Raw genomic sequence first — 24,918 nt, forward strand, 5'->3', positions numbered from 1 at the left:
GGTGACGGGAGCGGCACCGGGCCGCGACGGGCAGGACCGGTCATCCGTTCCTCCGGAACTCGAGGCTGAGTTGGACGGGCATGGCGAGGCTTGGATCGGGTGCGCGGACGGTGCGGCCGGTCAGCGCATCGCGGATCGCATCGGCCTGATCGGTATCGCCGACCTCGACACGGGTGATGCGCCCGCTCTTGTCGATCCACAGCCTGGCCTTGGTCTTGAGCACCGCGATGCGCAGCGATGGTTCACCCGACACCGCGCGGCGGATTTCGCCTTCGAGATAGTTTGCGTAAGCGGCGCGATTGAACCCGCCGATGCCGGTGCCGATGCGTCCGCCGCCGGTCATGCCGCCGCCGGGTCCCGAACCGATGTTGAACGCGTCGCCACCGGCCTGGGCAGGTCCGTCGATCGATACCGCCTGGCCTGGACTGGGTGTCTGGGGCTGCGGGCTCGGTTGCTGCGGCGTTGGCTGCGGCTGGTTGTTGGGCGGTGGCGGCACCTCTTCGGGCTTCTCGATCGGCTTGGGCTGATTGGGCGGTGGTGGTGGCGGTGGCGGGGACACGACCGGGATCAGCACGCTGTCCTCGGCCGCCTTGCGCGTCACCGTCGCCTGCTGGGTCGAGGCCCACCAGATGCCGGCGATGAGCGCGACGACGGCGGCGGTGCCCAGCAAGCGGGGACCCAAAGGCCGCCGCGCGCTATAGGTGGGCGGAAGGCTGGCGGCGGCCATCGCGCTACTTCCCCGCCTTGCCGGTCACGAGACCGAACTTGGTGATGTCGAGGCGGCGCAGGAGGTCGAGTACCGCGACCACCTTGGCGTATTGAACCTGACCGTCGCCCTTGACCACGACCGGAAAATCGGGGGTCTGCGCCTGCTGGTTGCGCAGCCGGTCTTCCAGCTCGCTCATCGAGACCGGGAAGGCCTCGTAATAGACCTGGCCGGCATCATCGATGGTGATCGCCTTGGTGTTCGATTGCAGCGACTGCGCCGACGAGGCCTTGGGCAGGTTGACCTTGATACCCTGGACGCTCGCTGTGGTCATGATGATGAAGATGACCAGCAGCACGAAGGCGAGGTCCAACATCGGTGTGATGTTGATATCGTCATAGGGCTTGGCTTGGGTGTTGATCTTCATGGACTATCTCCCCTTGCGGTCCGGACTACTCGGCCGCCCGGAGCTGCTTGCGCAGCGCCCGGCGGTGGAGGTCGGCGAAGCGGGTGATCAGCCGGTCGACGAAGACCTGCATGCCCGCGGAGACTTCGGCATTGCGGCTGGCGATGTAGTTGTAGCCGAACAACGCCGGGATCGCGACGAGCAGGCCGACCACGGTGGCGAGGAGCGCCGCCGAGACGCCCGGCGCAATCGCGTTGACGTTGACGTCGCCGGCAAGGGCAATAGCCGCAAAGGTGATCATCACGCCGAGCACGGTGCCGAGCAGGCCGATGAACGGCCCGCCGGAGATCGCGATGGTCAGCAGCACCATCCAGCGATTGAGCTTCTGCGTCTCCTCGATCTGCTGCGCATCGAGGCTGGAACGAATCGCCTCCACCGTCTCCTCGGCGATATGGTCACCATCGGCCTCGCTAACCGCCTGCCGGAACTCCGTAACAGCCGCCTGATAGATCCGCGCCTGCGGGCTATCGCCGAGCAGCGCGCGCTCCTTGGCACCAAGGCTGTCGAGCCACGTGCCGTCGAGCACCTCGCCGCGACGATGCGCGAACATCGCCTGGAACGCCTTGTCGGCGCGCGATGCGCGGCCGACATAGCTGCCCTTGGCGATCATCACGATCCACGAGAGGATCGACATGAAAGCGAGCACGCCGATGACGAACCAGGCGTCAGGGGTGACGCTTTTGAAGATCACGCCAAAGTAACCGAACCCTTCACCCGAAGGCTGCTCGTCAGGCCCGAAGGCGACCAGCGTAGCGCCGCGTCCCTGGCTGGCGGCATCTGCCTTGGCCCAGGCGGCATCGCGGGTCGTCGCCGACAGCCGCAGCTCGTCGATCAGGCCGTGAAAGCCCGCGCCGATCGTGGCGGCGCCCGACATGGCGTTCAGAGGCACGGCCAGCTTTGTACCGGCGGGCGCTCCGTTGACGTAGAGTTGCGCGCCCGACGCATCCGCCGCGACCATGACCGGCGACCAGTCGCTGATCGCCGCGGCGCCCGCCGAGCGCTTGCCACCGAGTTCGACATACGGCACGCCCTGCGCGAGGCCGATCACAAGGCCCTCCGGCGTCTTGTAGAGGACCGCGTCTCCGGTGGCGTCGGGCTTGACCCAGGCCTCGAACGCGAAGCCCTTTGTCCGGTCGATCGCGCTGGCGGGCGATGCGGCGATCGTCACCGGCGCACCGCTGAGCTTCAGTGCCTGCCCGACCGCACCGGCCGCGAACGCGCCCTGGCCGGCAAGCGGCGTTGCACTGGCGGTGGCGTCGGTGAGATTGCCGCCGAAGTGGAACACCGCGCGATAGCCGGCGTCGAACGTCTTGGCCGCGGAGCCGGCGGCGGTCGCGTTCTTGTTGCCGTAATAGAGGAACAGCCTGGCCTGGCCGCTCGCCGGAAGATCGGGGAGATCGACCCAGATCATGGCGAGGCCGATCTTCGGGTCAAAGCTCTCGACATGGAAGTTCAGCGGTGTCTTGTCGTCCGAGGCCAGGAACCTCAGGTCCGCGCCGTCGGGCCTGGCATCCTCGAAGCGGAAGTTGGAGCTGTCGAGCCGCACCAGCAAAGGAAAGCGCTTTTCCGCGCCCGTGATCTGTACAGCACCCGCATCGACGGTGACCGCCTTGCGATAGGACCAGTCCTTGTCGAACCAGGCATAGGCCGGCGAGGTCATGGCAACGCTCGCCATCGCAGCCAGCGCGGCACCCAGAAATGTCTTCTTCATCGTCATTGCTTGAACACCCCAAAAATAATGTGATGCGGGGCCGCGCCCCGGCGCGGCATTAGAAGTCTGCGGACACCCGGAAATGGACACGCACGTCGCCCGCCTTAGTCACGCCGTTGTCCTTGAGCGGCACGCCGACATCGAGATCGCCCGATAGCGTTTTGAGAAGCTTCAGGCGCAAGCCGCCGCCGATGCTAACGAGACCGAAACTGCCGGCCTGATCGGGCAAGGGATCGATCACCCAGACCCGGCCTGTGTCGACGAACCCGACCAGCCGCAGCGTGTCGATCAGGTCGCCACCGAACTGGCCCAGCGACGGCGAACGCAGTTCGATGCTGCTCAGCAGGCCATTGTCCCCGATCGCCTCCGACTGGAGATAGCCGCGCACGGTTCCCACGCCGCCCAGCGCTATCTCCTCGTTGGAGATCAGCGGCTGGTTGGCGAGCTGGCCTTCGATGTTGGTGTAGAGCTGGAAGTCGTGCGGCAGGGTGTAGAGATAATCGACATTACCGTGGAGATAGGCAAAGCCGCCGCCCGCCCGGTAGCGCTTGTTGTCGAACGCGCTCTCATCCGAGCCGAGCGCCCGCAGCCCGAAGGTGCCGCCGAGGCCGAAGCCGAGCGTGCCGCGCCCCTTCACCCACGATCCCGAATAGCTTAGGCTGATCGGTACATAATGGATCGGCGCCTTGCTCACGCCCGCCGCACCGCCCGTCCCTACGAAGCGCGTATCTTCCTTGAAGTCCTTATAGGCGACCGACAGGCTGACCCGGTGATAGAAACCGGGACTGCCATTCAAGGTCCGGGTTAGCGCAGCGGTGACCGACCAGCCGTTGCCCAGCACATTGGTATTTCCGACAGTCGCGACATCGCTGTTCGAGCGCAGGCCCGTGATATCGAGCCGGAGTTTGTCTCCGAGCGGCGCGCCGTAACTGCCGACGAACACCTCGGCGTCGCTGCGGCGTTGCGGCGCCACCGAATAGAAGCCCGATATCGAGTGGCCGAGTCCCCACAGGTCATCGTAACGCAGGTTCGCCTGCAAACGCAGCGGTGTGGTGTCGCGGCTGTAACGGTTACTGAGCTCGATCCCGCCGTGCAGCGGCAGCTTGTCCTCGACCTTGAGGTCCACATCGACCGTACCGGGCACCGTCCCGGCCTTGAGCGCCGGCGTTACCTGACGATCGGCCGCACGGCTGTTGAGCGCGGTGAGCTCGTTCGAAAAGGCATTGAGATCGGGCACCCTGCCCGCCGCCACGGACGGCAGCGCCGACAGCACCTGCTTCTGCGACACGTGCTTCTCGCCCGACACCGCGATCTGGCCGATCTTCGCCTCGCTCACCACGAGACGTACCCGGCCGCCTACCACGTTCTGTTGGGGGATTTCGACGAACACCGTCTTAAGGCCCCTGGCCTCATAAACCTTCTGCAACGCGCCCCGGGCCTTCTCGACATCCTCCAGCGTCTTGTCCGGCCCCAGAAACGGATACACCGCCTCCTCAATCTCCGGGTCCGACAGGACCGTGTTGCCCTCCACATAATATTCATTGATGTCGACGTGACGCGCCGCTGCGCCAGAAGCAGTCGCCGGCGGTGTGCCAGCCTGTGCATCGACGCCTGCAGCGCCGCTATCCTGGGCGTGCGCGGATGTGGCGGCGAGACCGATCGCCGTTCCGGCCAGGAGGATACACTGCCGAACAACGCGCGCATCCCATGAAGAAAAACCCATTACGAAACGCCCCCAGAATAATGGACAACAGAAGACAAATCGGACATAATCAGTGTCCGATTAGTTCATCTTCCGATTTAAGTAGATCGATGTGAGTCCCGCACTCGCGGAGTCCACTATCGAGTCTATGTTACACTATTGTTTAAGCGGGAGAGTTTCTTTTTCCTTTTATATTAAATTGAAAAAATCTTTAATATTGGAAGTTTAAGTCTTTATCGTATTTCGTCTGTTCAAGTGTATCGTTAGGCAATCACCACACCGCGACGCTTTCGCCGAAACGCTTGCGATAGGACCGACTGAACATGGCGCCCGTCGAAAAGCCGAGCGCAGCTGCAATTCCGGCCAGCGTCCGCGTTTTCCGATTGGTCGAAAGCCACGCGCGTACCTGGCTCAACCTGAACTGATGAATGAAACCGGCAGCGCTCAGCCCAAGCTCGGCGTCCAGCGCGCGACGAATGGCCCGCTCGCCGACACCGGTCGCCCAGACAAGCGCCTCAATGTCGAGTGGGCGCGACAATTGCTCGGTGACAACGCTGCGAACCAGCGCCACGATGGTGGCATCAGACAACGGAACGTGCTGGCCCGGCCCATGACTCGCTCCCTGCGCCGATATCGGCCATCGCCGCGCGCGCACCTCAAACAACGCCCCATCGGCCCGAACCGAACGGCTTCGAGCAACACGGGTGATCGGATCATGCGCGAGGTGCGTCGCCACGTGGAATAGTCCTCCTACCCCTTCAACGATATGGCGCGCGCTGATGTGCAATTTTTTTTGAATTTGGCAAGCGAGCGGAACGCCCGCACGTGCCGGTCGCGGTATTTTCTTTTTGAATTAAAATACTTACCGGCGTTTCGGGGACCGACCTTCCTCAGCTCAGCAGCACGACACCACCGGGCAGATGCGTCACCGAGGCATCCGACACCTCCCGGATCTGGGAGAGGGCATTGTCCATCTGCCGGATGCGGAACACGGCGTTCACCGGGATGTGGCGGAGAGCGGTGTTAACGAGGATGATCCTGCCTGGCCGATACCGATTGATCTCTTCGACGACATCACCAAGCGGCTGATTGGTGAAGATCAATTCACCCCGACGCCAGGCATCGGCACGTCGCACATCCACCGGCACAACCGCCGGATCGGCATCGCTTCCAATCGCGACCTGTCGCCCCTTGTAAAGGGCATAGCGACGGTTCCGATCGTCCTCGACCGCCACCTCTCCATCGAAGCAAGTGACACAAGCGCCGCCTTCCCGGGTGCGCACCCCAAACTGCCCGGTCCGCGATCGCGCCCGACCGACATGGGTAAGGATCACAGCCGGCCGGCTGGCATGATCGACGGTAACCGCAACCTCACCCTCGATGAGGCTGACTCCATAGGCTTGATCGCTCGTGTGCAAGGCGATGCTGGTACGGGTATTTAGCTCGACCGAGAGGCCGGGCGCCAGCGCAATCGTGCGCTGCTCACCCGCGCCGGTGCGATAATCCGCGCGCAGTTCGGCAAAAGAAGGCCACAGGCCCAGCGGCGGACGCACGATGAGCACAGCGGCGGCGGATGCCGCCACGGCGCCACCCAGAACGGTGCGGCGGCTGAACGCGGCGGTGGGCTTTCGCGAAGGATAGTTGATCAGCCAGCGCGTGCGTGGATCGTCATGCAGCGCCTTGGCTGAGTGCTGCAACCGACGACGCTGACGGACGGCATCACCCAGGGCCTGAGCATGATCGGGACTGAGCGCGCGCCAGTGCATCATGGCGGCAGCATCCTCGCTGTTCGCCTCGCCAGACGCGATCAAGCCGATCCACTCGCGTGCTTCGCGCGCGAGTTGCTCCGGGTTTTCATGGTTGTCCCGATCGCTCATCGGCCCGGTGATCCGGCCTTGGGTGTGGCGCGCGTAAAGCTCAAACCTTCTGTCTCCTCATATCTACAACGATGCTCAACGTTATTTTACGAAATCAAAAATCTTCGCGCCCGCCAGTCGTTCGGTGATTTCTTCCAGCGCCTGTTTCAATTCGAGTTGCACCATACGCAACGAGAGGTTGTGGCGCGCCGCTATCTCGCGATGAAGTACGCCTTCAATCCACGCGGCGATGAAGACTTCACGGCGGCGGCGCGGCATCTCTGCCAGCACCCGCTCCAACAACCCCAGGTTCAACTGCCAAGCCACAACTTCCTCGGGGCCGGGTTGCTCGTCGGCGATGGCGTCGAAGAGTGCTTCCGCGTCGGTCTTGTCCAGCCGACGCTGTTCGGTGCGCGATCGGGTACGGGCAAAGTTCAGTGCTATCTGATAGAGATAACCACGCGGGCTTTCGAGTTCGTCGGAGATTTGCCCGCCTCGCGCCAAGCGCACGAACGTATCCTGAAGCGCATCACTTGCCAGTTCCTCCGATTGGACCTGCCGGGAAAGCTGCTTTCGGAACGCGTCATATTCCTCGACGAGCAGCCGCTTGAGTGCGCTCCAGGTGGATTCCGACATGCGCCCGTCAACCCAGCGGCGCGATGCCGAACACAATCGGCAAGGTGACCGAGAGGCTGTCTGGCAGGCTGCCGGGAATGGGCGGCATCGGCTGCGCGCGCCATATCGTGGCGATGGCCTCGCTGTCCAAGACTGACACGCCAGACCCGGTAACGAGGGTGACAGCGATCACCGAGCCATCACGTTTTACAGCGAACCGCACCATCGCTGAGCCCGATCGATCACCGCCGTCGAAAGCCGATTTGCGCCGAAAAAGCGCGATATGATCGAGGAGCCGTCGACGATAGTCATTCCCTGCGGCGACGTCGAGCGCGGTCGAACGATTAGGTTGTGTGGCGGTCGAAGCGCCGGCCTGCAGAACGTCAAGATCCGCGGACGGTTGGGTGGTTGCCGATGGCGGAGCTGGCATCGCGGCAGCCCGAAGCGGCATGGTCATTGGACCAGACTTTGCAGGAACTGGTTCGGGCGAAATGGGAGCGGCTAGTGGGGTATGTGCCTCGACGGCAGGCAAAAGGGCGATATCGGTAGCGATCGCCGGGTCAGGCGTGCGGGACCTAGCCACATCTTCCCGCGACGCAAAGAAAAGAAAAACGCCGAGCACGGCGGCATGGATCGCGACCGATGCAAGAACAGCGGTCACAAGGGAACGATCGCTACCTTGGCGTGGGCGCCCCGGCGCGTTTCGATCACGTTTTAAAGGTCGCGCTCCGGGTCGATCCAGGAATTGTCCCGATCACTATCAAAGGGTGGCAGGGGAGAAGATGTGTGACAGCCCTACGATCGGATTGTGCCAAATCGATGACGCGATCAAATGCCGACAATGGTGACCCGAACCGGCTGCGGCATTCCCTTCGGTGGCGCGCTCCTGAGCCGGATCCCTCGCAACACGCGTTCGACTGCGGCATCGAGCCCCCTGTCACCGGTCCGGCGTTTCAGGTGCGGGTTTTCTACGTGGCCGCTGCCGTCGATCCGAAACTCGGCCTGGATGTTGAGAATGCGGTAGGAGGTCTCGCTGTCACGCGCGAGCGCGCGCTTTATCTCAAGGCGAACCGCTTGCCCGTAGTCGGTGAAGTCGGGGCGTCGCTCGGCGCCAGCCGGCAGTTCGATGTAGAGCGTGTCGAGCGTCAGCGATCCTTGCGCTCCCCCAAGATCGGCACCGGGGTTCATGTTGACGGCGGCGTGATCGTTCCGAGCCACTAATGTGACGTCCGTCGGGCTCGTGTAGCGGATCGTGAAATCCGTTCCTTCGAGAAGTGCGCGCAACGCCGTGTCAGGCGTGAACAGACCGATGACGGAAGTGGACCGGCGATGCGCCGCGAGACGGGCGTTGTAGATGACCTGATTGCCGACGACATTGCTGTACGCGACAAGCGCCGTATCCAGCGGCTGAGCGGGGATATTGAACAGTATCACCTTGGACTCTCCGCGCGCGTTCGTTTGAACAGGCGGTGTTTGCGCCGCATCGATTTCAGCGGACGACAGCCAAAAGCCAGAGAGCAGCAGGAGAAGAAATATTCGTTTAACGCCCATGCGACGAGGCTAGCTTCGCCGACCCGATGCTCACCAGCAGCGGCAATGCCAGAATAGCCGTTGGACGACGCGCAACCGCGCGTGATACGTCTGCAAGGTTGTTCATGGGTATCCGAATCGATCAAGTGGCAGTTAGCCGATACAGATTAGCTCAGGGCAACGCGATATCGGATCAGGGCTAAGACGGAAGCCGCGACGGCCAGCAAGCCATCGAAAAGTGCATTCAGCCATGCCTTTCGACATACCTTGGCGCTCCGCCGAAAGCGCATTCCTGATCTCCAGCACGGCGGCTTTGGTGCCTTCCCAAACTGTCTGGGCACTGGCCTATCTAGGTGTTTGGTCCCACGGTTTGCTGGTGCGATCCTTTCGTTGGAATGGAAGGAAGCCGTATGGGGCAGGTTTGTCACGGGAGCGCCACGACCACGCACGCCGTCCGAGCAGCAATACAGCGATCGCAAGCTTTGCTCGCGACGCTGAGCCGAGAACTGGGGATCAACCCCAAAACGGTGGCGAAGTGGCGCAAGCGGACGATGGTCGAGGATTTGAAAACCGGGCCGAAGGCCCCTCATTCCAAGACCTTGACCCAAGCCGAGGAAGCAATGGTGGTCGCGTTCCGACGCCACACGCTGCTGCCGCTGGACGACTGCCTTGATGCGTTGCAGCCTTCGATCCCGCACCTGACCCGGTCAGCGTTGCATCGCTGTCTCCGGCGGCATGGCATCTCCCGTCTGCCGGATGTCGGGGGCGACAAACCCAGGCGACAGCGCTTCAAGCGTTATCCCATCGGCTTCTTCCATATGGATATCGCCGAGGTTCAAACCGCCGAAGGCAAACTCTATCTGTTTGTCGCCATTGACCGCACGAGCAAGTTTGCGGTCACCCAACTGGTCGACAAGGCTGATCGGCGGACGGCATGGGAATTTTTGGAACACCTGCTGAAAGCCGTGCCCTACCGCATCCACACGATCCTGACCGATACCGACCGTGACGGATTGATCCGGGGGATCAATCCGAAGGGAGGCATCCAGTTCGCCGACCAGCCCCGCAACCGCAACACCGCCTGGTCGCGCCAGATGCGCTTCGACATGATCTGTGAGGCGAACAACATCGAGCACCGCCTCACCAGGCCGAACCATCCCTGGACCAACGGCTAGGTCGAACGGATGAACCGCACCATCAAGGACGCGACCGTCAAACGCTTCCATTACGACAGCCATGAACAGTTGCGGACACACCTCGCCGACTTCATGCCCGCCTATAACTTCGCCCGCAGACTCAAGGCCCTCAGCGGCCTCACACCCTAAGAATACATCGCGAAGGTCTGGACTTCAGACCCAGACCGATTCATCTGCAACCCGATCCACCAGATGCCGGGACTGAACGCCTAAGTCCCACGAACTGGCGGTAACAGTCGACCAACTCCGATCATCCGTTCCGCAAGCTAAGGATGGCGGCTTTGGCCGAAACGTGACGCTCAAGCACCCCCGATGCCGCTGACTGGCTTCGCGTCGCCGATTCCATGATCCAGTGCTGCCGCTCAGCGATATTCGGGCAACGAAAAGTCTTCAACAGCACCGCTCTGCCGCTTTGCAATGTGTCGCCGCGCGAGAGTCTGGACGAGCCTGCTCGCGAGCGCGCGCTGGACAAGGTGCGCGATCGCGATGCCGACGCGCGACCTCGGGTGCACCATCCGCACGAAGCCGGGGGTCAACTGGGCCTGGACGGCTTCGGCATAGGGGCGTACGATCTGTTCATATGCTCCAAATGCTCGGGAATGATCAGCGCAGCGTTTGATCTCGCCGGCAAGGACATAGGCACCAACCAGCGCCAGCGCCGTGCCGGCGCCCGTGAACGGCGTCGGGCAATAGGCTGCATCGCCAAGCAGAACAAAGCGGCTTTTCGACCACGCCGATGCGCGCACCTGGCTCATCGGCCCGAAATAGAAGTCGCGCACCCCGTCCAGTTCGGCGCGGACGCGATCGGCAATGCTGCCGCGGCCGCGCATGGCCGCGACCAATAAAGCCTTTCTGGCCGCGGTATCGCTGCCATCAAACGCGCGCTCCTCACATGGGAAGGTTAGCAGGACGGTGGTTTCATGCTGGTTTCCTGGTCTCAGCGTGAGAAATGTCCCGTCGCGGCCATTCACCGACCAGGCCCAGCCATCATCCTCGGCGCGACGAGGTATTTTAAAGAAGGCCATATAGGTGCCCAAATACCGAAACCGGGTCTCTTCGGCCAGCATCAGCTTGCGCGTTGCCGAACTGACCCCCTCAGCGCAGATCACCAGAGCGAAAGTCTCGGCACGTCCATCATCGAAATACACGGTCATCCCGTCATCTGCTTCTTCGAGGCGGGTAACGGTTGTTCCGAATCGATATTCGCACCGGTTTCGCGCGGCGTCGAACAGAACTTGAGCGAAGTCTCCGCGCAGAATCTCGAAATCGCTGGTCAGCGTGCCGGCAGCGCCCTTGGGTAGGACCGCGATCACCCTTCCGCGTGCATCGAGATATTTCTGGCCCAGCTCGTGCGTATTTTTCGCCTCGACCTTCTCGACCAAGCCCATCTTTTCGATCACGTGCTGGCCGGCACCTTTGATGTCGACGTTCTGGCCGCCATCGCGAAATGCCGTGGCGCGCTCGGCGATTACAACGGAATAACCATATTCGTTTAGCCAGTAGGCGCAGGTCGTGCCGGCAATGCCGCCGCCACAGATCAGGATCTTTCGTGCAGTTTCCACGAACATACCTCTTGTCTGGTCCGCCGGTTCGATAGACCTCGACGGTTCATCGACGGCGGGGTACGGGCGGATGATGCTGGCGTCATTGGGTAGTTCGGCCAGAATTATATCAAAAACCGTCACGCTGCTGGACACGCTAAAATGCCGTTGCTGACCGAAGGCTCTGATAAGAACGAGTGGGTCGAGCCGGACGAGGTGCCCCGCCCGTTCGTCGCTTACGGAATGGAGATGATCAAGATCGGTGTGATCGAGCTGGCCGCGCACCGGCACATCAAGGGCCAGATCATGTTCGTGCAGCGGGGCGCACTGAGCTGCGAAGTTGAAGGCGGGCTATGGATCGTGCCGCCGCGCAGCGCCATCTGGATACCGGGCGGCGCGCTGCACGCGATAAGAGTGACGGGCGTTCTCGCCGGCTACGATGCCTTCATGGACCCGGCGGTGACGACACAGCTTCCACAGACATGCTGCGCGATTTCGGTGACGCCGCTGCTTCGCGAACTGCTGGCCCGTGCAGCAAGCTTACCGTTACTGTACGACGAAAACCCTTCGAATGCGCGCCTTTGGGGGTTGGTGCTGGACGAACTGGCGGTGGCGCCTATCGAACATCTTCACTTGCCGATGCCGGTCGATCCGCGGCTCCGCCGGATCGTCGACCAGATCATAGCCTCGCCGGCGGATCATAGGACCATCCACCTCTGGGCGGCACGATCGGGCTTGAGTGAGCGTACCCTTGGTCGATTGATTAGTCGCGAAACGGGCTTGAGCTTCGGCCGCTGGCAACGACAGCTTGGGGTCATGCTGGCGGTCAAGTGGTTGGCTGGCGGCGCCTCAATCCAGAACGTCGCCGCCGATCTTGGCTATGAGAGCGTGCCGAGCTTCATGAATATGTTCAAAAAGACGCTGGGCACTTCTCCTGGACGTTACATGTCGGAGCGACATCCGAGGCCGAGTTGAGCCGGCAGCTCTGCGCGTGATCGGAAAACGGTGGTCTTGACAGCTTCCGTCAGCAGTCGACCAGAGCCGGTCGTTCAGTCCCTCTCTTGTGAACGTCCGGTACTGACGGAAGCCGCCGTCCACGTGAGTAGAAGCGGACGATGGGCAACCGTCGATCGGGCGTTGCATGTCAAACCTGCCGAAGCGAAAGCAGTGCTCAGTCGAGCGACGTCAGATACCGGGCCGCCTGCGCACGGGTTTTGGCCTGATCGGTCGCCGGTTGGCGGTCCCAGGTGCGATAGGGCATGGTGAGGCGCCGGTTGTTGCCGAGCTTCTCACGGTGCCGGGCGAGGAAATCCCAATAGAGCGCGTTGAAGGGGCAAGCATCCTCGCCGATCCGCTTGCCGACGTCGTAGCAGCAATGGCCGCAATAGTCCGACATGCGGTTGATATAGGCTCCCGACGAGACATAGGGTTTGGATCCGAGCAGGCCACCATCGCCGAATTGGCTCATGCCGAGCGTATTGGGCAGTTCGACCCATTCGTAAGCGTCGAGATAGATTTCAAGATACCAGTGGTGGACCTGTTTAGGGTCGGCACCAATCAGCAGCGCGAAATTGCCGATCACCATCAGCCGCTGGATGTGATGCGCATGTGCGGTGGCGAGTGTCTGCCCGATCGTCTCGGCCAGGCAATGCATGTCGGTGTCGCCAGTCCAGAACCAGTCGGGCAAGGCACGGCTGTGACCGAGGAAGTTGCGGTCGACATAGTCCGGCCCTTCGCGCCAATAGATGCCGCGCACATATTCGCGCCAGCCGATGATCTGGCGGATATAGCCCTCGACCGAATTGATTGGCGCGCGGCCTGTACGATATTCTAACTCCGCACGGCGGCACAGGTCGAGTGGATCGAGCAGGCCGGAGTTGATGTATGGCGACAGGATCGAGTGCCACAAAAAGCGCTCTCCGGTCACCATCGCATCTTCGTAATCGCCAAATTGCGACAGAGCATTGGCGAAGAAACTGGTGGCTTGGCGCTCGGCATCCCGCGCCGTCACCGCATAGTCAAACCCATGTAGGCTGCCGGGATTATCGGCGAACCGCCGCTCAACCAGTGCGATCACGTCGAGCGTGATCGCATCGGGCGGAAAAGAGAGTGGGCGCGGCATCAACAAATCGGCCTGCGCACGCTTGCGATTGTCCTTGTCGAAATTCCATCGATCGCCGGCGGGCTTTTCGCCATCCATCAACAGGCCGGTCCTCCGCCGCATTTCGCGGTAGAAGAACTCCATCGTCAGCTCGGCGCGGCTGTCAGCCCAAGTGGCAAACTCACGGTGGGTGCACAGGAACCTTATATCCGCGCGGATCTCGACTGGCAGGCCGAAAATCGTCTGCCAAGCGTCGAGCATCGCGGCGACCCGCCACTCACCACTTTCGGTGACAACGATCTGGCTGACCTCGTGACGCGCCATGGCGCGCGCGATCTCGCCGGTGAAGCTCCCGCTATTTTCGGAATCTTCAAACTCTATGTAATCGACCTTCCAGCCCGCCGCACGCAACGCCTCGGCATGGTGACGCATGGCCGAGAGAATATAGACCAGCTTCGCTTTGTGATGCCGGACATAGGTCGCCTCGTCCGCCACCTCCATCATCAGGATGATGCAGTCAGTCGGGTCCATGCCGGTGAGCGATGAGAGATCGAGCGATAGCTGGTCGCCTAGCACGGGGATGAGGGTGGTCATTGGCCCAGCATAACGGTCCACGGCAAAGGTGTCGCTGCGCTGGTGCAGGGCGCGCGATCCAGCGTTGCGAACGGCACCGGCGGGCCACTGGAACGTTGGCGCAAGGGCATGGCTCACGAGAAACTCACCCTCCCGGCGAAGATCTGCGCTGCATGCCAGCGGCCGTTCGCCTGGCGTAAGAAATGGGAGCGCGACTGGGATAGTGCAAAGTTCTGCTCAGACCGCTGCCGCGCGACCGGCAGCAAAGGCGCGTGCTGACGCCTCCGCGTCGCCGGACGCGCCTAAATTTGCAATCGACCGAAACCGCGATGGCGTTCGAACATTTTAGCAGGGCCAACCAGCAGGAGTGCTCCCCATGTCGAACGACCATGATATCAACACGCTGAACTCGCTGATCGAGACCGTGATCGACAGCGCCGACGGCTATGCCGAAGCTGCCAAGGCCTCGGAAACCTCGCGCTTCACGCCGATTTTCTTCCGTCGCGGCTCCGAGCGTCAGGAACTCACCACTCAGCTGCAGGCCGAAGTCCGCGCCCTCGGCGGCGAGCCCGAGGATGACGGCACGCTGCTCGCCGGCGCGCATCGCCTATTCCTCAATCTGCGCAACAGCATGTCGAGCGACGATGTCGCTATTGTCGACCAGGTCGAGTCCGGCGAGGATCACATCAAGCATAAGTTCGAGGATGCCATCCGCGACACTGAGGTCAGCCCGGCGGTCAAGGCGATCATCGAGCAGGCTTATGTCGTGGTGAAAGAAGGCCATGACGAAATCCGCGATCTGAAGCATTCGCTCCACGGCGAGTGACCATCACCCAGGGCGGCCTTGGCCGCCCTGGTCATTTGGGGAACGAAGCATGACCCGGTCCAGTGTGCTCGATCTATGGTTGTGGCCGCTCGAAGTGGCACGGACTGCCGTTGGTGTCGCCGAGACTTTCTGCAACGCACAGGCTGTCATCGCGAAGCGGGCGCCGAAGATCACGTCAGCAATGCGCGATCCCCTCAATGCGGATAGCCGCGAACTGACCCGCATGGTAACGGAAAAGGTCGATGCCTTCGGACGCTCCGGCAAGATCCTCACGGATGGACAGGGCAAAATTCAGGCGGCGCTGTCAGGTCAGGCAAAAGACCTCGGCCGCCTCGCCGGCGGCGAAATCTTCGGCCCCGCAGACTGGATGCGCATAGCGAACCGTAACGTTGAGCTTTGGTCCGCCATGGTCAATCTACCGGGCGCATCGCTACATCCGGTCCGCACCCGCGTCGCGAAAAATGCGCGGCGCCTAAAACGCTAAATCAAGCCGCCCTGACGGCGCGAGCTAATGGCGAGCAACTCTAACCGATTAGAAAATGTCGATTCCCTTCAGTCTATTGGACCTATCGGGATCATGAAGCGTCTGTCATCGAGGCACGGAGACTATGATGGCACAAGGCAGAAAGACCGGCCTGTCGACTGAGCCGTACGTGCTCGTGGTGGATGATAATCCGCTTATCCTTATGACGGTATGCGACATTCTCGAAGACGCTGGATTTCGCTATTATGACGCCGAGAATGGTGACAATGCCAAGGCAATGCTCCCGCAGTTTGGTCCGAATATCACCCTGCTGTTCACCGATGTTGAAATGCCGGGGAACATCGATGGCTTTGCACTCGCCCACCATGTCGCGAAAGAGTGGCCAGATATCGAGATTGTGGTCGCTAGCGGTCGCATCACCCCGCAGCCTGGCGATATGCCGGACAAAGCAACATTTGTCGGGAAGCCGTTTACCGCAGAGATGATTTGTGATCATCTGCGCGACAAGCTGCCGGACGGGAAGCTGCCAGCGCAGCTGAAAAACACCGTTTAGAAAGCGTTTGCGCTCTACCTTCGCGATTAGTTTTGTCGGCGTTCGAGCAACTCAAGACGTTAGGCTCGCTTTTGCGACCGTCAGATTCTGCCGGAACCCGCCATTCGATCTCTTTGATCGATATAAAATTGCCGCACCCTGCCAACGCAATGGGATCACATCGCCGCAGCAAGCTGGCTGGGCCTCGCCTACGTCTCGATCTTCTCGATGCTGGTCGGCTTCATCTTCTGGTATCGTGGGCTCGCGCTGGGCGGCATCGCCGGGGTTGGCCAGTTGCAGCTCCTGCAGCCATTTCTGGGCCTTCTACTTTCAGCATTGCTCCTGGGCGAGCCTGTTGCATGGACGATGATCGCCTCGACCGTGATCGTCGTGCTCTGCGTCGCTGGCGCGAGGCGCTTCGCCTAGGAACGGCTCGCGCGGGGCTGCCTACGCAAAGAAGGGTGGTGCCTGCAGGCGAACGGGCTAATCTGCTCGTGCAGGCGCAGAGCGCGTGCCGCCCCCTACCAGAAAGGATAAACGCCGATCGTCAGTATTTCCCATGTCATCCTGTCCGGCTGCTCGGGAGGCGGCAAATCGACGCTCCTCGATGAACTTGCCGAACGGGGCTTCGCGACCGTGCCGGAGCCTGGCCGCCGCATCGTCGAGCGGGCGCTCGCCGGCGGTGGCGGGACGCTCCCCTGGGTCGACCTTGCCGGCTTCGCTCGTGAAGCGATGGCGCTGGCGCGCGCGGATCGTGCGAGCGCGCACGGCGCGGGCTGCGTCTTCTTCGATCGCAGCCTGATAGATGCAGCGGCCGCACTCGAACATGCGACCGGCGAACACGCACTCGACAGCATCGGCCGCGAGGATCGCTATCATGGCGAGGTGTTCATGCTGCCGCCGTCGCCCGAAATCTATGCAGCGGACAGCGCGCGACGCCACTCGCTAGACGATGCAATGGGCGAATATCGCCGGCTCCTCGTAGCCTATGGCCGGCTCGGCTACCGGATCGTGGTCGTGCCCAAGGCGAGCATCGCCGAGCGGGCCGATTTCATCCTCCAGCATCTGGCTTCCAGCGGCTGCGCCGTGGCATCGCCGCATCAGGCACGGTAGCCCGCAGGCAAAAGCCAGGCAGGGCGTGCGTGTGAACTACATGGCCGTAGTAACGCTCCAGCACGGCTGACCCGCGCTCAGCCCCTGGCATCCCCGCGCGCAATGCCGGCCAGCCAGCGCCGGACCGTTGCCTGGTCGCCCTCGGACAGGCCGTCCGCCAGATCGACCTCGAGCCCCTTCACCCGTTCGCGACATTGACCGAGCACGTCGGCGCCAGCCTCGGTCAGCGCGATGTGGAGAATGCGGCCATGGACCTCGTGGGGCACACGATGGATCAGGCCCGCGCGCTCCAGATTGCCGACGATCACGCTCACCGTCTGCGGGGTCAGCATCGCGAGCCGCGCGATGTCGGCGTTGGAGAGGCCGGGATAGGCCTTGATCATCGTCATCACCGAGAATTGCGGCGGGGTGACGTCGAGATCCGCCAGCAGCCGCTCCATCCGATGCCGATAGGCCGCCGCCGCCTGCCGGAGCAGATAGCCGAGATAGCCCTCCTCACCGCGTTTGCCCTCGCCGGCCTCAGGAATCGAACGGTGCCCGTCACGCTTGCGCAAGATGTCAGAACTCTTATATATTGTTCGTGTACTGATATGTTATGCGATGGAGCCAAGGCGCGCCATCGCTATCTGACCGAGGAGACAGGATGATGAGCGGCACGGTGTTTGTGGCGGGTGCGACGGGTGCGATCGGCCGCTGCTTGATCCCGATCCTCGTCGCGGACGGATGGCGCGTCGTCGGCACCACGCGCTCGCCCGAGAAAGCGGGCCTGGTCAGCGCTCTCGGCGCCGTGCCGGCCATCGTCGACGTTTTCGACGCGGAGGCCCTGGCGACGGCGGTCGTGGCGGCGGCCCCCGCCATCGTCATCCATCAGCTGACCGACCTGCCGGCGGGCCTCGATCCGGCGAAGATGGCGGACGCCACCGCACGCAATGCGCGCATCCGCGACGAAGGCACCTGCAACCTCGTCGCGGCGGCCGCCAGAGCCGGGGTCTCCCGGCTCGTCGCCCAGAGCGTCGCCTTCGCCTATGCCGAAGGCCCGCTTCCCCATGGCGAGGACGCGCCGCTCGCGATCGACGCGGAGGGCCGGGCGGGCGTCTCGGCGCGCGGGGTCGCAAGCCTGGAACGTCAGGTGATGGACGGCCCGTTCGAAGGGATCGTGCTGCGCTACGGCCGGCTCTATGGTCCGCACACCGGCTTCGACGCGCCCGCCGGCCCCGCCCCGGTCCATGTCGATGCCGCCGCCAAGGCTGCGGCCCTTGCGGTGACGCGGGGTGCTTCAGGGCTCTACAATGTCGCCGAGGAGGACGGCACGGTTTCGAGCGAGCGAGTCAGGCAGGCGTTCGGCTGGAGCGCCGATTGGCGAGCCCGCTCCGGCGTCTAGCGCGCGGGATAGAGATGGAGATAGCGGCTGAAGGCGTTCGGCGCATAATCGCCGAACGCGGCGCCCTCGACGAAGCCGCGCCGGCGATAGAGCGCCAGCGCCGGCTCGAAGTCCGGGCCACGCCCGGTCTCGAGGCTCAGCTGCCGGACCCCGCGCGCGGTCGCGGCGGCGATGATCGTTTCCAGGATCGCGGCCGCCACGCCCTGTCGCAGGAAGGCGGGGTCGGTTCGCATGGACTTCACCTCGCGCCACCGCCCGCGAGCAGCCTAAGCGCCCCAACGCCGGCGAGGCGATCCGCCCGCCCGGCGGTCCAGACCGTCACATCCGGGCTCCGAAGACCCGCAAGGTCGAGGGCGAAGACCGCGTCGGCGGGCGAACTTGCGCGCATGCCGGACAGATGCAGCGCCAGCAAGGCCCGCACCGCCGCGCCGGCCAGATCATCTTCGCGGATGTCGAAATCGTGGGGCCCGGTCATGGCCGGGACTTATCCTCCAAGCGCGCCCTATCGTCGACCGCCTCCATCCAGCGCACGGTGACGCCCCCGCCGACCTGCTGCACGCTCACATAGCTGAACGGGCTGCCGGGCGCCGCGCCATGCCAGTGCCGCTCGTCGGGCGCGAACCAGACGGCGTCGCCCGCCCGCAGCGTCACGACCGCACCGCCGTCGCGTTGGGCGAGGCCCACGCCATCGAGCGCGAACAGCCATTGGCCGCGCGGATGGCTGTGCCAGTGGGACAGCACGCCCGGCGCGAAGAAGGCGCGGACGGCGGTCATCTCGCCCCCGACGCCGCTCGCAAGCAGCCCCTGGACGAGGAGATCGCCGCTCGCGATCCCGGCGGGCGCAGGCACGATGCCCGTCCCGGCCGGCACGACCGTCATCTCGGCCGGGCACCCGGTTTCGCGCCTCGCCGCGCTCACTGGTCGACCGGGGTCGCGCCCTGGACACCGAACGCGAAGGACCAATCCTCGAACGTCGAGTTGGCGAGAATGATCATTACGTCCTCGGGCCGGACGCCGGGCGCCTCGGCAAGTCGTTCCACAAGATGCTGGAAGAAGCGCGCGCGGGTCTCGGTGGTGCGGGTGCGGCCGGTGGTGATGTGAAAGATCATGAAATCGTCCGAGCGCGGGCCACCGCGATAGTGGCGGTCAAAGATCAGCTCCTCGGGCTGGAGCTGTTGGATCGCGACGAAGCGGTCGGTCTCCGGCACTTCGAAGCTTTCGACGAGCGCGCGGTCGAGGCTGTCGGCGACGGCCTGAAGAAAAGCGGGGGATTTGCCGGTGCGCAACGTGATGCGGGTGAAGGGCATGGACGATCTCCTTGAGCGATTGACAGCCCGCATCCTGTCGCGGCACATCCATACCGAAAATCAGATTATTAAGGATCAATGATCCTGATTATCAGGACAGTCCGATGCGCTTGACCAATCTCGACATGGACGCGCTGCGCAGCTTCGCCGCCGGTATGGACGCCGGTTCCTTTGCCCGCGCGGCCGACCGGCTCGGACGCTCGACCTCTGCGGTGAGCGCACAGCTCAAGAAGCTCGAGGCGCAGGCTGGGGTTTCGATCATGCGCCGGTCCGGGCGTGGTCTCGCTTTGACCGAGAGTGGTGAGGCGTTGCTGTCCTATGCGCGGCGCCTCCTCGCGCTCAACGACGAGGCGATCGGGGCGGTGCGGGGCGTCGAGCTCGAAGGCTGGGTGCGGCTCGGCCTCCAGGCGGATTTCGGCGAGACGATCCTGCCCCAAGTCCTCGGCCGCTTCGCGCGCGCGCACCCCAAGGTCCGGATCGAGGGCCGCACCGCGCGCAATCGCGAGCTCGCGGACCGAGTGGCGGCTGGGCAGCTCGATCTTGCGCTCGCCTGGGACGATGGCCGCGCCGAAGGCGAGCGCATCGCCTCGATCCCGATCACCTGGCTGGGCGCTGCGGGCGGCGAGACAGGCTGGACTCCCGGCGCGGACGAGCCGCTGCCGCTCGTCTCGCTCGAAGCGCCCTGCATCCTCCGCTCGCTTGCGTGCGATCATCTCGACAGGGCCGGGATCGCCTGGCGGATCGCCTTTGTGAGTACGAGCCTCAGTGGACTATGGGCGGCGACGGCGGCGGGCCTCGGCGTGGCCTTGCGCACACCGGTCGGGCTTCCCGCAACGATCCGCATGCTCGATTCTGTGACCGAGAACCTGCCGGCGATGCCCTCGCTCGGGCTGATGCTCTATCGGACCGGCGAGCACAACAATCTGCTCGCCGACCATCTCGCCGGCATCCTCCGCGATGCGCTCATCCAGGCGCTCCCGGCAGAATGGATCGCGCAAACCGGCGCTGATAGTCGCGCGGGGAAAGCCCTGTCTCCCGCCTGAAGACCTGCCTGAACGCGCCGACATCACCATAGCCGACGCGAAGCCCGATCGTGTCGATGGTGTCCTGCCCGGCGGCAATCAGCCGCTTGGCGAGTTCGACTCGCAGCAACTGCAAATAGGCAAGCGGGGATCGCCCGGTCGCCTGCTTGAAGCGGCGGTGGAGCGTGCGCTCGCTGACCGCCAGCTCGGCGGCAAGCTGTGACAGGCTGAATTCACCATTGAGCCCTGCTTCCATCAGGGCCTCGGCGCGGGCGACCAAACGGTCGCCATGGCCATGCTCGGCCACGAGGCTCGCATAGGAGAGCTGGGAGACGCGATTGGTGTCGATCAGCAGCGTCCTTGCGGTTAGCGCCGCTATTTCTTGCCCGCGGAGTTTCTCGACGAGGCGAATGGCGAGCATCAGGAAGGAGGTGACCGCTCCGCCGCACAGAATGTTGTCCTGCTCGGTCAATATCTCCTGCGCGCGAAGACTGACGCGAGGATAACGACGCGCGAAGTCGTCGCGCCAAGCCCAATGGGTGGTGGCCACACGTTCGTCGAGAAGCCCGGCTTCGGCAAGCAGATAGGCGCCGGTGCAATAGGTTGCGATGATCGTCCTGCAACCATGGGCGCGCCGGACGGCCGCCCCGAGGCTCTCGACCAGAGCCGTGCGCGCCAGGAATGCCTCCATGTCGCCAACGAACGGTGCTCCCAGCAGGATAGCCTCGGCCGGGCGGATGGGATCGATCGCGCCATCGACCGCGATGATCTGCCCCGAGGCGGTGCGAACCGGCCGGCCATCCGGCGACTCGACGCGCCAGCGGATCGGCGGGCGCGCATCGGCCCGGCCCATGAGATGGTTGGCAGCGGCGAACACGTCGCCGGGCCCCGAGACACCGGAGGCGAGGATGCCGTCATAGGCCCAGATACGGATCTGCGTCATGAGATGTCCGATATAGCATCTCAAATGGCATTTTCGCCACTGTCGGACATCTGCCTACGGGGGCATGGTCATGGCCATCACCCCAAGGAGGCTTGTCATGCCGATGATCGACGTCACCATCCCCGAAGGCGCCTTGCCTGCCGATGCCGAAGCCCGGTTGATGTCGGAACTCACCGACATCCTCATTCGGCACGAGGGGCTCGACCCGGCCAATCCGCGCGTGCGCGATGTGAGCTGGATCTTCCTCCATCGCCCGGCGGCCATCTACCGGGCCGGTACGCTGGCGCCGGCGCCGATCTACCGAATCGTGCCGAGCGTGCCCGAGGGTCAATATACAGACGCCGCGCGCGCGAGCCTCGTCGCCGCTGTGACGGCAGCGGTCGCCGAAGCCGAAGGTGGCGCGATCGAGGAGGTCGGCCGGCGGGTCTGGGTCTTCCCGACCGAGCTGAGTGACGGCAGCTGGGGCGCGCGCGGCGCAGTGCGGCGCCTGCCCGACATCATGGAATCCTTCGGCGGCGAGGATCTCCGGCAGCTCGGCATCACGCGGCTTGCGAACAAGAGGCGCGCCGATGCGGCAACGCTGCTGGAGGCCGCTGCCGAAACCTTGCGGGGTTCCGGCGCGCTATGAGCCCAACCGATAGACCGACGGAGCTGAGCTATGACGATCGAGAATGATGTTAAGGCGGGCGGATGCCATTGTGGGGCGGTGCGTTTCGAGGCGAAGCTCAGCGACGGCTTCAGCACCATCCGCCGCTGCACCTGCTCCTATTGCCGGATGCGCGGCGCGGTTGCCGTCTCGGCAGAGATGGGCGGCGTCACCATCACCGAAGGCGCGGACGTCCTGACCAGCTATCGGTTCAACACTGGCGCCGCCCAGCATTTATTCTGTTCGCGCTGCGGTATCTACACGCACCATCAGCGGCGCTCGAACCCAAATCAATATGGGGTCAATGTCGCCTGCCTCGACGGCATCAGCCCATTCGACTTCCACGAAGTGCCGGTGTTTGACGGCGTCCAGCATCCCAATGACATTGGCGGACCCGCGTACTCAAGGCGGCGCCCTCGGCCGAGCAGGAGCTGGCGGGTGCGTCGATCACGACGGTGCAGCTCTTCGCCACCGCCATCGGCGCGGCGCTTGCGGGCATGGTCGCCAATGCCGGCGGTCTGGTCGAGCCGGGCGGAGTTCAGGGTACGGCCGACGCGGCGCGATGTCTTTTCGGCGCCTTCGTCCTGGGCCCTCTATTGTGTCTCGTCAGCGCGCGCCGGGTCGCCAAAGCCGGCTAAGCGGCCGCGCGACCGGCAATGCAGGCTCTGACGAGGCTGGCAGCGGCGGCACCGGCGCTCTCCAGATAGCTCGGATCGCGGTGGAGCAAGGTGATCGCGAAGCCTCCGTCGAGGAGCAGCATGGTCTGGCGGCCAAGTTCGGACGCCGCGCTCGGGTCCATTCGCTCCGTGAAGATCCCGGCGAACCAAGTCTCGACCCGCTTCTTGTGACGGCGGCCCGCGATGACGGCGGGATGCCCCGGCCGGTCGACGAGCTCGACCGACGTTCGCAGGAAACCGCAGCCTTTCCATTTGGGGTGCCGGGCGGAGGCGGCAAGCTGGCCGAACACCGCCGCAACCTTGTCGGCTACGTCGCCATCCGCCTCGGCAAACCAGCGCTGGAAGAGCGCCAAATTGGGTTCGTCGCGCGCCTCGAGATAGGCGGTGATGAGGTCATCCTTGCTGCGGAAATGATAATAGACGCTGCGCTTGGTGAGCCCCGCCTTCTCCGCGATCGCGTCGACGCTGACCGCCTTGACGCCGAGCGACTGGAACAGGCTCGCCGCAGCCTTGAGGATCCGGTCGCGAGCAGGAGCAAGGGTCTTGGGCATCCCTCAAGTATACCTACCAGTGAATATACTTGAAGCCTCCCGCGCGTTAGCCTCGACCCATGGCATCGACGCAGCATCCAGCACATCCGGTTGGCAGCGAAGCGGTCGCGATCGCCTGCGGCGACGGCGTGGTGCTGGGCGGGCACCTTTGCCACGGGCACGGCGATGCGCGGGTCGGCAGTGTCATCATCAACTGCGCGACCGGCGTACTGGCCCGCTATTATCACCGCTACGCCCGCTTCCTTGCCGGACAGGGCTATGACGTCCTCACCTACGATTATCGCGGCATTGGTGAGTCCCGGCCGGGGCGCTTGCGAGGCTGCGGCTATCGCTGGCGCGAATGGGGAACGCGCGATTTCGAGGCGGCGCTGCGCTTCATGCACGCGCAGCGCCCGGGCGCGACGATTGCGGTCGTCGGCCACAGCATCGGGGGCTTTCTCCCCGGCCTCGCACCCAGCACCCCGCTGGTCGCGCGTATGCTGACGGTGGGCGCGCAATATGCCTGGTGGGGCGACTATGCGAGGGCGGCGCGGATGCGGCTGTTCGCCAAATGGCACGTCGCCATGCCGGCTCTAACGGCGCTCTTCGGTTATTTCCCCGGCCGCAGGCTGGGCTGGCTCGAAGACCTGCCCGCCGGTGTCGCGAACGAGTGGAGCTTTCGGGGCCGCCGGTTCGAGGAGAGCTTTCCGCGCGCTGATCGGCAAGCCTCGCGCGACCGGATGCGCGCCGTGACCGCGCCTATCCTGGCGATCTCGCTTGCCGACGACGAGATCGGCACGGTAGCGGCAGTCCGGCGCACGCTCGATTATTATGCCGGGGCAGATCGCACCCTCGTCCAGATCCGACCGTCGGACTTCGGGAGAGACGCGATCGGCCATTTCGCGCTGTTCCACGACAGCTACGCCGAGACCTTCTGGACCGGCACGCTTCGATGGCTGCGCGACGGACACAATCCTTGGCCGTATCTCAGCGCGCCGGTCGTCTCGTCACACAGCGAGGCTCGCTAGAATGGCGGCCTGGCGCGCGACATCCGCGACACCGAAGCTCATCGCGAGGCCGGCATGATCGAGACCGTCAAGATCATGCCAGGCCGCCTCGAGCGCATCGTCTCCGGCCTGCGGCTCTCCCGCCGCCCAGCGGCACAGCACCGCGATCAGGACGTAATGGGCATGAACCCCGCCGGTCGTGGCCAAGTCCATCGCGTCTACCGCAGTAAAGACTGGCCCCGCTTCGGCGCGGATGCCGGTCTCCTCGAAGAGCTCGCGGACCGCCGCCGCCTCGATCGTCTCGCCATGATCGATCTTGCCCCCGGGAAAGCCCCACAGGCCAGCATCGGGCGGGTTGGCGCGGCGGACGAGGAGAACCTGACCATCACGGATGACGGCGGCGATGGTCGCAGGGACGGGATGGCTAGGCATGGCGAAACCTTAGTCGCGACC

At 63.9% G+C, this 24,918-nt stretch carries 31 protein-coding genes and 2 pseudogenes; 14 read left to right on the plus strand and 19 right to left on the minus strand.

All coding sequences use genetic code 11. The features are described from left to right. Positions 1-40: 40 nt before the first annotated feature. The 9 genes from NDN01_RS18285 to NDN01_RS18325 all read right to left on the minus strand — a co-directional run bounded on the left by NDN01_RS18285 (position 41) and on the right by NDN01_RS18325 (position 8,607). Positions 41-727, minus strand: a complete 687-nt coding sequence (locus NDN01_RS18285) for a hypothetical protein (protein WP_272623168.1) — start codon at positions 725-727, stop codon at positions 41-43. A gap of 4 nt (positions 728-731) precedes the next feature. Beyond that, positions 732-1,133, minus strand: a complete 402-nt coding sequence (locus NDN01_RS18290; RefSeq protein ID WP_272623169.1) for an ExbD/TolR family protein — start codon at positions 1,131-1,133, stop codon at positions 732-734. Positions 1,134-1,158: 25 nt separating this feature from the next. Beyond that, entirely contained in the window at positions 1,159-2,883 is a 1,725-nt protein-coding gene (locus tag NDN01_RS18295) for a DUF2341 domain-containing protein (protein WP_272623170.1), read from the minus strand. Positions 2,884-2,941: 58 nt separating this feature from the next. Next, positions 2,942-4,606: a ShlB/FhaC/HecB family hemolysin secretion/activation protein gene (locus NDN01_RS18300; RefSeq protein WP_272623171.1), complete on the minus strand. Its 1,665-nt coding sequence runs from the start codon at positions 4,604-4,606 to the stop codon at positions 2,942-2,944. 250 nt (positions 4,607-4,856) lie between these two features. After that, the gene (locus tag NDN01_RS18305) at positions 4,857-5,321 is read right to left on the minus strand and encodes a helix-turn-helix domain-containing protein (protein WP_272623172.1); all 465 of its coding nucleotides are present in this window, start codon (positions 5,319-5,321) and stop codon (positions 4,857-4,859) included. Positions 5,322-5,475: 154 nt separating this feature from the next. Beyond that, complete coding sequence (locus NDN01_RS18310) at positions 5,476-6,462, minus strand: FecR family protein (RefSeq protein WP_272623173.1); 987 nt, start codon at positions 6,460-6,462, stop codon at positions 5,476-5,478. An 81-nt stretch (positions 6,463-6,543) separates the two neighbouring features. Then, a complete protein-coding gene (locus NDN01_RS18315) occupies positions 6,544-7,077 on the minus strand; it encodes an RNA polymerase sigma factor (RefSeq protein WP_272623174.1) in 534 nt (177 codons plus the stop codon). A 7-nt stretch (positions 7,078-7,084) separates the two neighbouring features. Then, the gene (locus tag NDN01_RS18320) at positions 7,085-7,717 is read right to left on the minus strand and encodes an energy transducer TonB family protein (protein ID WP_272623175.1); all 633 of its coding nucleotides are present in this window, start codon (positions 7,715-7,717) and stop codon (positions 7,085-7,087) included. A 167-nt stretch (positions 7,718-7,884) separates the two neighbouring features. Then, on the minus strand, positions 7,885-8,607 hold the full coding sequence (locus tag NDN01_RS18325; RefSeq protein WP_272623176.1) for a TonB C-terminal domain-containing protein: 723 nt from the start codon (positions 8,605-8,607) through the stop codon (positions 7,885-7,887). Positions 8,608-8,996: 389 nt separating this feature from the next. Here NDN01_RS18325 and NDN01_RS18330 point away from each other — a divergent pair. Beyond that, positions 8,997-9,995: pseudogene (locus NDN01_RS18330) on the plus strand (IS481 family transposase). 149 nt (positions 9,996-10,144) lie between these two features. Here NDN01_RS18330 and NDN01_RS18335 read toward each other — a convergent pair. Then, complete coding sequence (locus tag NDN01_RS18335) at positions 10,145-11,479, minus strand: FAD-dependent monooxygenase (protein ID WP_272623177.1); 1,335 nt, start codon at positions 11,477-11,479, stop codon at positions 10,145-10,147. Between the two features lie 6 nt (positions 11,480-11,485). On the opposite strand from NDN01_RS18335, the gene NDN01_RS18340 reads away from it, so the two are divergent. Continuing rightward, positions 11,486-12,298: an AraC family transcriptional regulator gene (locus tag NDN01_RS18340; RefSeq protein WP_272623178.1), complete on the plus strand. Its 813-nt coding sequence runs from the start codon at positions 11,486-11,488 to the stop codon at positions 12,296-12,298. Between the two features lie 196 nt (positions 12,299-12,494). Here NDN01_RS18340 and NDN01_RS18345 read toward each other — a convergent pair whose 3' ends face one another. Then, positions 12,495-14,018 (minus strand): cryptochrome/photolyase family protein, encoded by a 1,524-nt coding sequence (locus tag NDN01_RS18345; RefSeq protein ID WP_272623179.1) that lies wholly within the window; start codon positions 14,016-14,018, stop codon positions 12,495-12,497. Positions 14,019-14,126: 108 nt separating this feature from the next. On the opposite strand from NDN01_RS18345, the gene NDN01_RS18350 reads away from it, so the two are divergent. The 6 genes from NDN01_RS18350 to NDN01_RS18375 all read left to right on the plus strand — a co-directional run bounded on the left by NDN01_RS18350 (position 14,127) and on the right by NDN01_RS18375 (position 16,952). Beyond that, positions 14,127-14,276 (plus strand): DUF2256 domain-containing protein, encoded by a 150-nt coding sequence (locus tag NDN01_RS18350; protein ID WP_272623180.1) that lies wholly within the window; start codon positions 14,127-14,129, stop codon positions 14,274-14,276. A gap of 97 nt (positions 14,277-14,373) precedes the next feature. Further along, on the plus strand, positions 14,374-14,823 hold the full coding sequence (locus tag NDN01_RS18355) for a PA2169 family four-helix-bundle protein (protein WP_272623181.1): 450 nt from the start codon (positions 14,374-14,376) through the stop codon (positions 14,821-14,823). 49 nt (positions 14,824-14,872) lie between these two features. After that, positions 14,873-15,307, plus strand: coding sequence for a hypothetical protein (locus NDN01_RS18360; RefSeq protein ID WP_272623182.1), 435 nt, complete (start codon positions 14,873-14,875; stop codon positions 15,305-15,307). Positions 15,308-15,431: 124 nt separating this feature from the next. Further along, complete coding sequence (locus NDN01_RS18365) at positions 15,432-15,860, plus strand: response regulator (protein WP_272623183.1); 429 nt, start codon at positions 15,432-15,434, stop codon at positions 15,858-15,860. Between the two features lie 207 nt (positions 15,861-16,067). Next, the gene (locus NDN01_RS18370) at positions 16,068-16,265 is read left to right on the plus strand and encodes an EamA family transporter (RefSeq protein WP_443025141.1); all 198 of its coding nucleotides are present in this window, start codon (positions 16,068-16,070) and stop codon (positions 16,263-16,265) included. A gap of 141 nt (positions 16,266-16,406) precedes the next feature. Further along, positions 16,407-16,952, plus strand: a complete 546-nt coding sequence (locus tag NDN01_RS18375; RefSeq protein WP_272628298.1) for an AAA family ATPase — start codon at positions 16,407-16,409, stop codon at positions 16,950-16,952. Positions 16,953-17,029: 77 nt separating this feature from the next. Here NDN01_RS18375 and NDN01_RS18380 read toward each other — a convergent pair whose 3' ends face one another. Next, positions 17,030-17,506, minus strand: coding sequence for a MarR family winged helix-turn-helix transcriptional regulator (locus NDN01_RS18380; RefSeq protein WP_272623184.1), 477 nt, complete (start codon positions 17,504-17,506; stop codon positions 17,030-17,032). Between the two features lie 89 nt (positions 17,507-17,595). Here NDN01_RS18380 and NDN01_RS18385 point away from each other — a divergent pair, with 89 nt between their 5' ends. Then, positions 17,596-18,333: an NAD-dependent epimerase/dehydratase family protein gene (locus NDN01_RS18385; RefSeq protein WP_272623185.1), complete on the plus strand. Its 738-nt coding sequence runs from the start codon at positions 17,596-17,598 to the stop codon at positions 18,331-18,333. Here the strand turns inward: NDN01_RS18385 and NDN01_RS25905 are convergent. From NDN01_RS25905 to NDN01_RS18400, 4 genes are read right to left on the minus strand one after another with little or no spacing between them, the layout of a single operon-like run. Beyond that, positions 18,330-18,566: a GNAT family N-acetyltransferase gene (locus tag NDN01_RS25905; RefSeq protein WP_336298308.1), complete on the minus strand. Its 237-nt coding sequence runs from the start codon at positions 18,564-18,566 to the stop codon at positions 18,330-18,332. The genes NDN01_RS18385 and NDN01_RS25905 overlap by 4 nt on opposite strands. A 5-nt stretch (positions 18,567-18,571) precedes the next feature. Then, positions 18,572-18,808, minus strand: a complete 237-nt coding sequence (locus tag NDN01_RS25910) for a hypothetical protein (RefSeq protein WP_336298309.1) — start codon at positions 18,806-18,808, stop codon at positions 18,572-18,574. Then, positions 18,805-19,251, minus strand: a complete 447-nt coding sequence (locus tag NDN01_RS18395) for a cupin domain-containing protein (protein ID WP_272623186.1) — start codon at positions 19,249-19,251, stop codon at positions 18,805-18,807. Before NDN01_RS18395 ends, NDN01_RS25910 begins: the two co-directional genes overlap by 4 nt. Next, complete coding sequence (locus NDN01_RS18400) at positions 19,248-19,640, minus strand: tautomerase family protein (RefSeq protein WP_272623187.1); 393 nt, start codon at positions 19,638-19,640, stop codon at positions 19,248-19,250. The genes NDN01_RS18395 and NDN01_RS18400 overlap by 4 nt, the downstream gene beginning before the upstream one ends. 104 nt (positions 19,641-19,744) lie before the next feature. On the opposite strand from NDN01_RS18400, the gene NDN01_RS18405 reads away from it, so the two are divergent. Further along, complete coding sequence (locus NDN01_RS18405) at positions 19,745-20,683, plus strand: LysR substrate-binding domain-containing protein (protein ID WP_272623188.1); 939 nt, start codon at positions 19,745-19,747, stop codon at positions 20,681-20,683. Here the strand turns inward: NDN01_RS18405 and NDN01_RS18410 are convergent. Next, positions 20,604-21,605, minus strand: coding sequence for a GlxA family transcriptional regulator (locus NDN01_RS18410; protein ID WP_272623189.1), 1,002 nt, complete (start codon positions 21,603-21,605; stop codon positions 20,604-20,606). The two genes, NDN01_RS18405 and NDN01_RS18410, sit on opposite strands and share 80 nt — an antisense overlap. Before the next feature lie 97 nt (positions 21,606-21,702). Between NDN01_RS18410 and NDN01_RS18415 the strand changes: the two genes are divergently transcribed. The 3 genes and pseudogenes from NDN01_RS18415 (at position 21,703) to NDN01_RS18425 (ending at position 22,889) form a co-directional block, all read left to right on the plus strand. After that, complete coding sequence (locus NDN01_RS18415) at positions 21,703-22,233, plus strand: hypothetical protein (protein ID WP_272623190.1); 531 nt, start codon at positions 21,703-21,705, stop codon at positions 22,231-22,233. Between the two features lie 30 nt (positions 22,234-22,263). Further along, positions 22,264-22,515 (plus strand): annotated as a pseudogene (locus tag NDN01_RS18420) (GFA family protein); the annotation flags it as partial. A 191-nt stretch (positions 22,516-22,706) separates the two neighbouring features. Next, positions 22,707-22,889: a hypothetical protein gene (locus tag NDN01_RS18425; protein WP_272628469.1), complete on the plus strand. Its 183-nt coding sequence runs from the start codon at positions 22,707-22,709 to the stop codon at positions 22,887-22,889. Here NDN01_RS18425 and NDN01_RS18430 read toward each other — a convergent pair. Then, positions 22,886-23,479 carry a TetR/AcrR family transcriptional regulator gene (locus NDN01_RS18430; protein WP_272623191.1) on the minus strand — a complete coding sequence of 198 codons (594 nt, stop codon included), beginning with the start codon at positions 23,477-23,479 and terminating at the stop codon, positions 22,886-22,888. The two genes, NDN01_RS18425 and NDN01_RS18430, sit on opposite strands and share 4 nt — an antisense overlap. A 59-nt stretch (positions 23,480-23,538) precedes the next feature. On the opposite strand from NDN01_RS18430, the gene NDN01_RS18435 reads away from it, so the two are divergent. Then, the gene (locus NDN01_RS18435; RefSeq protein WP_272623192.1) at positions 23,539-24,486 is read left to right on the plus strand and encodes an alpha/beta hydrolase family protein; all 948 of its coding nucleotides are present in this window, start codon (positions 23,539-23,541) and stop codon (positions 24,484-24,486) included. Here the strand turns inward: NDN01_RS18435 and NDN01_RS18440 are convergent. Next, the gene (locus NDN01_RS18440) at positions 24,466-24,897 is read right to left on the minus strand and encodes an NUDIX hydrolase (RefSeq protein WP_272623193.1); all 432 of its coding nucleotides are present in this window, start codon (positions 24,895-24,897) and stop codon (positions 24,466-24,468) included. The two genes, NDN01_RS18435 and NDN01_RS18440, sit on opposite strands and share 21 nt — an antisense overlap. Positions 24,898-24,918: the final 21 nt, after the last annotated feature.

The organism is Sphingomonas sp. QA11 (genome assembly GCF_028473665.1).
GTDB lineage: Bacteria > Pseudomonadota > Alphaproteobacteria > Sphingomonadales > Sphingomonadaceae > Sphingomonas > Sphingomonas phytovorans.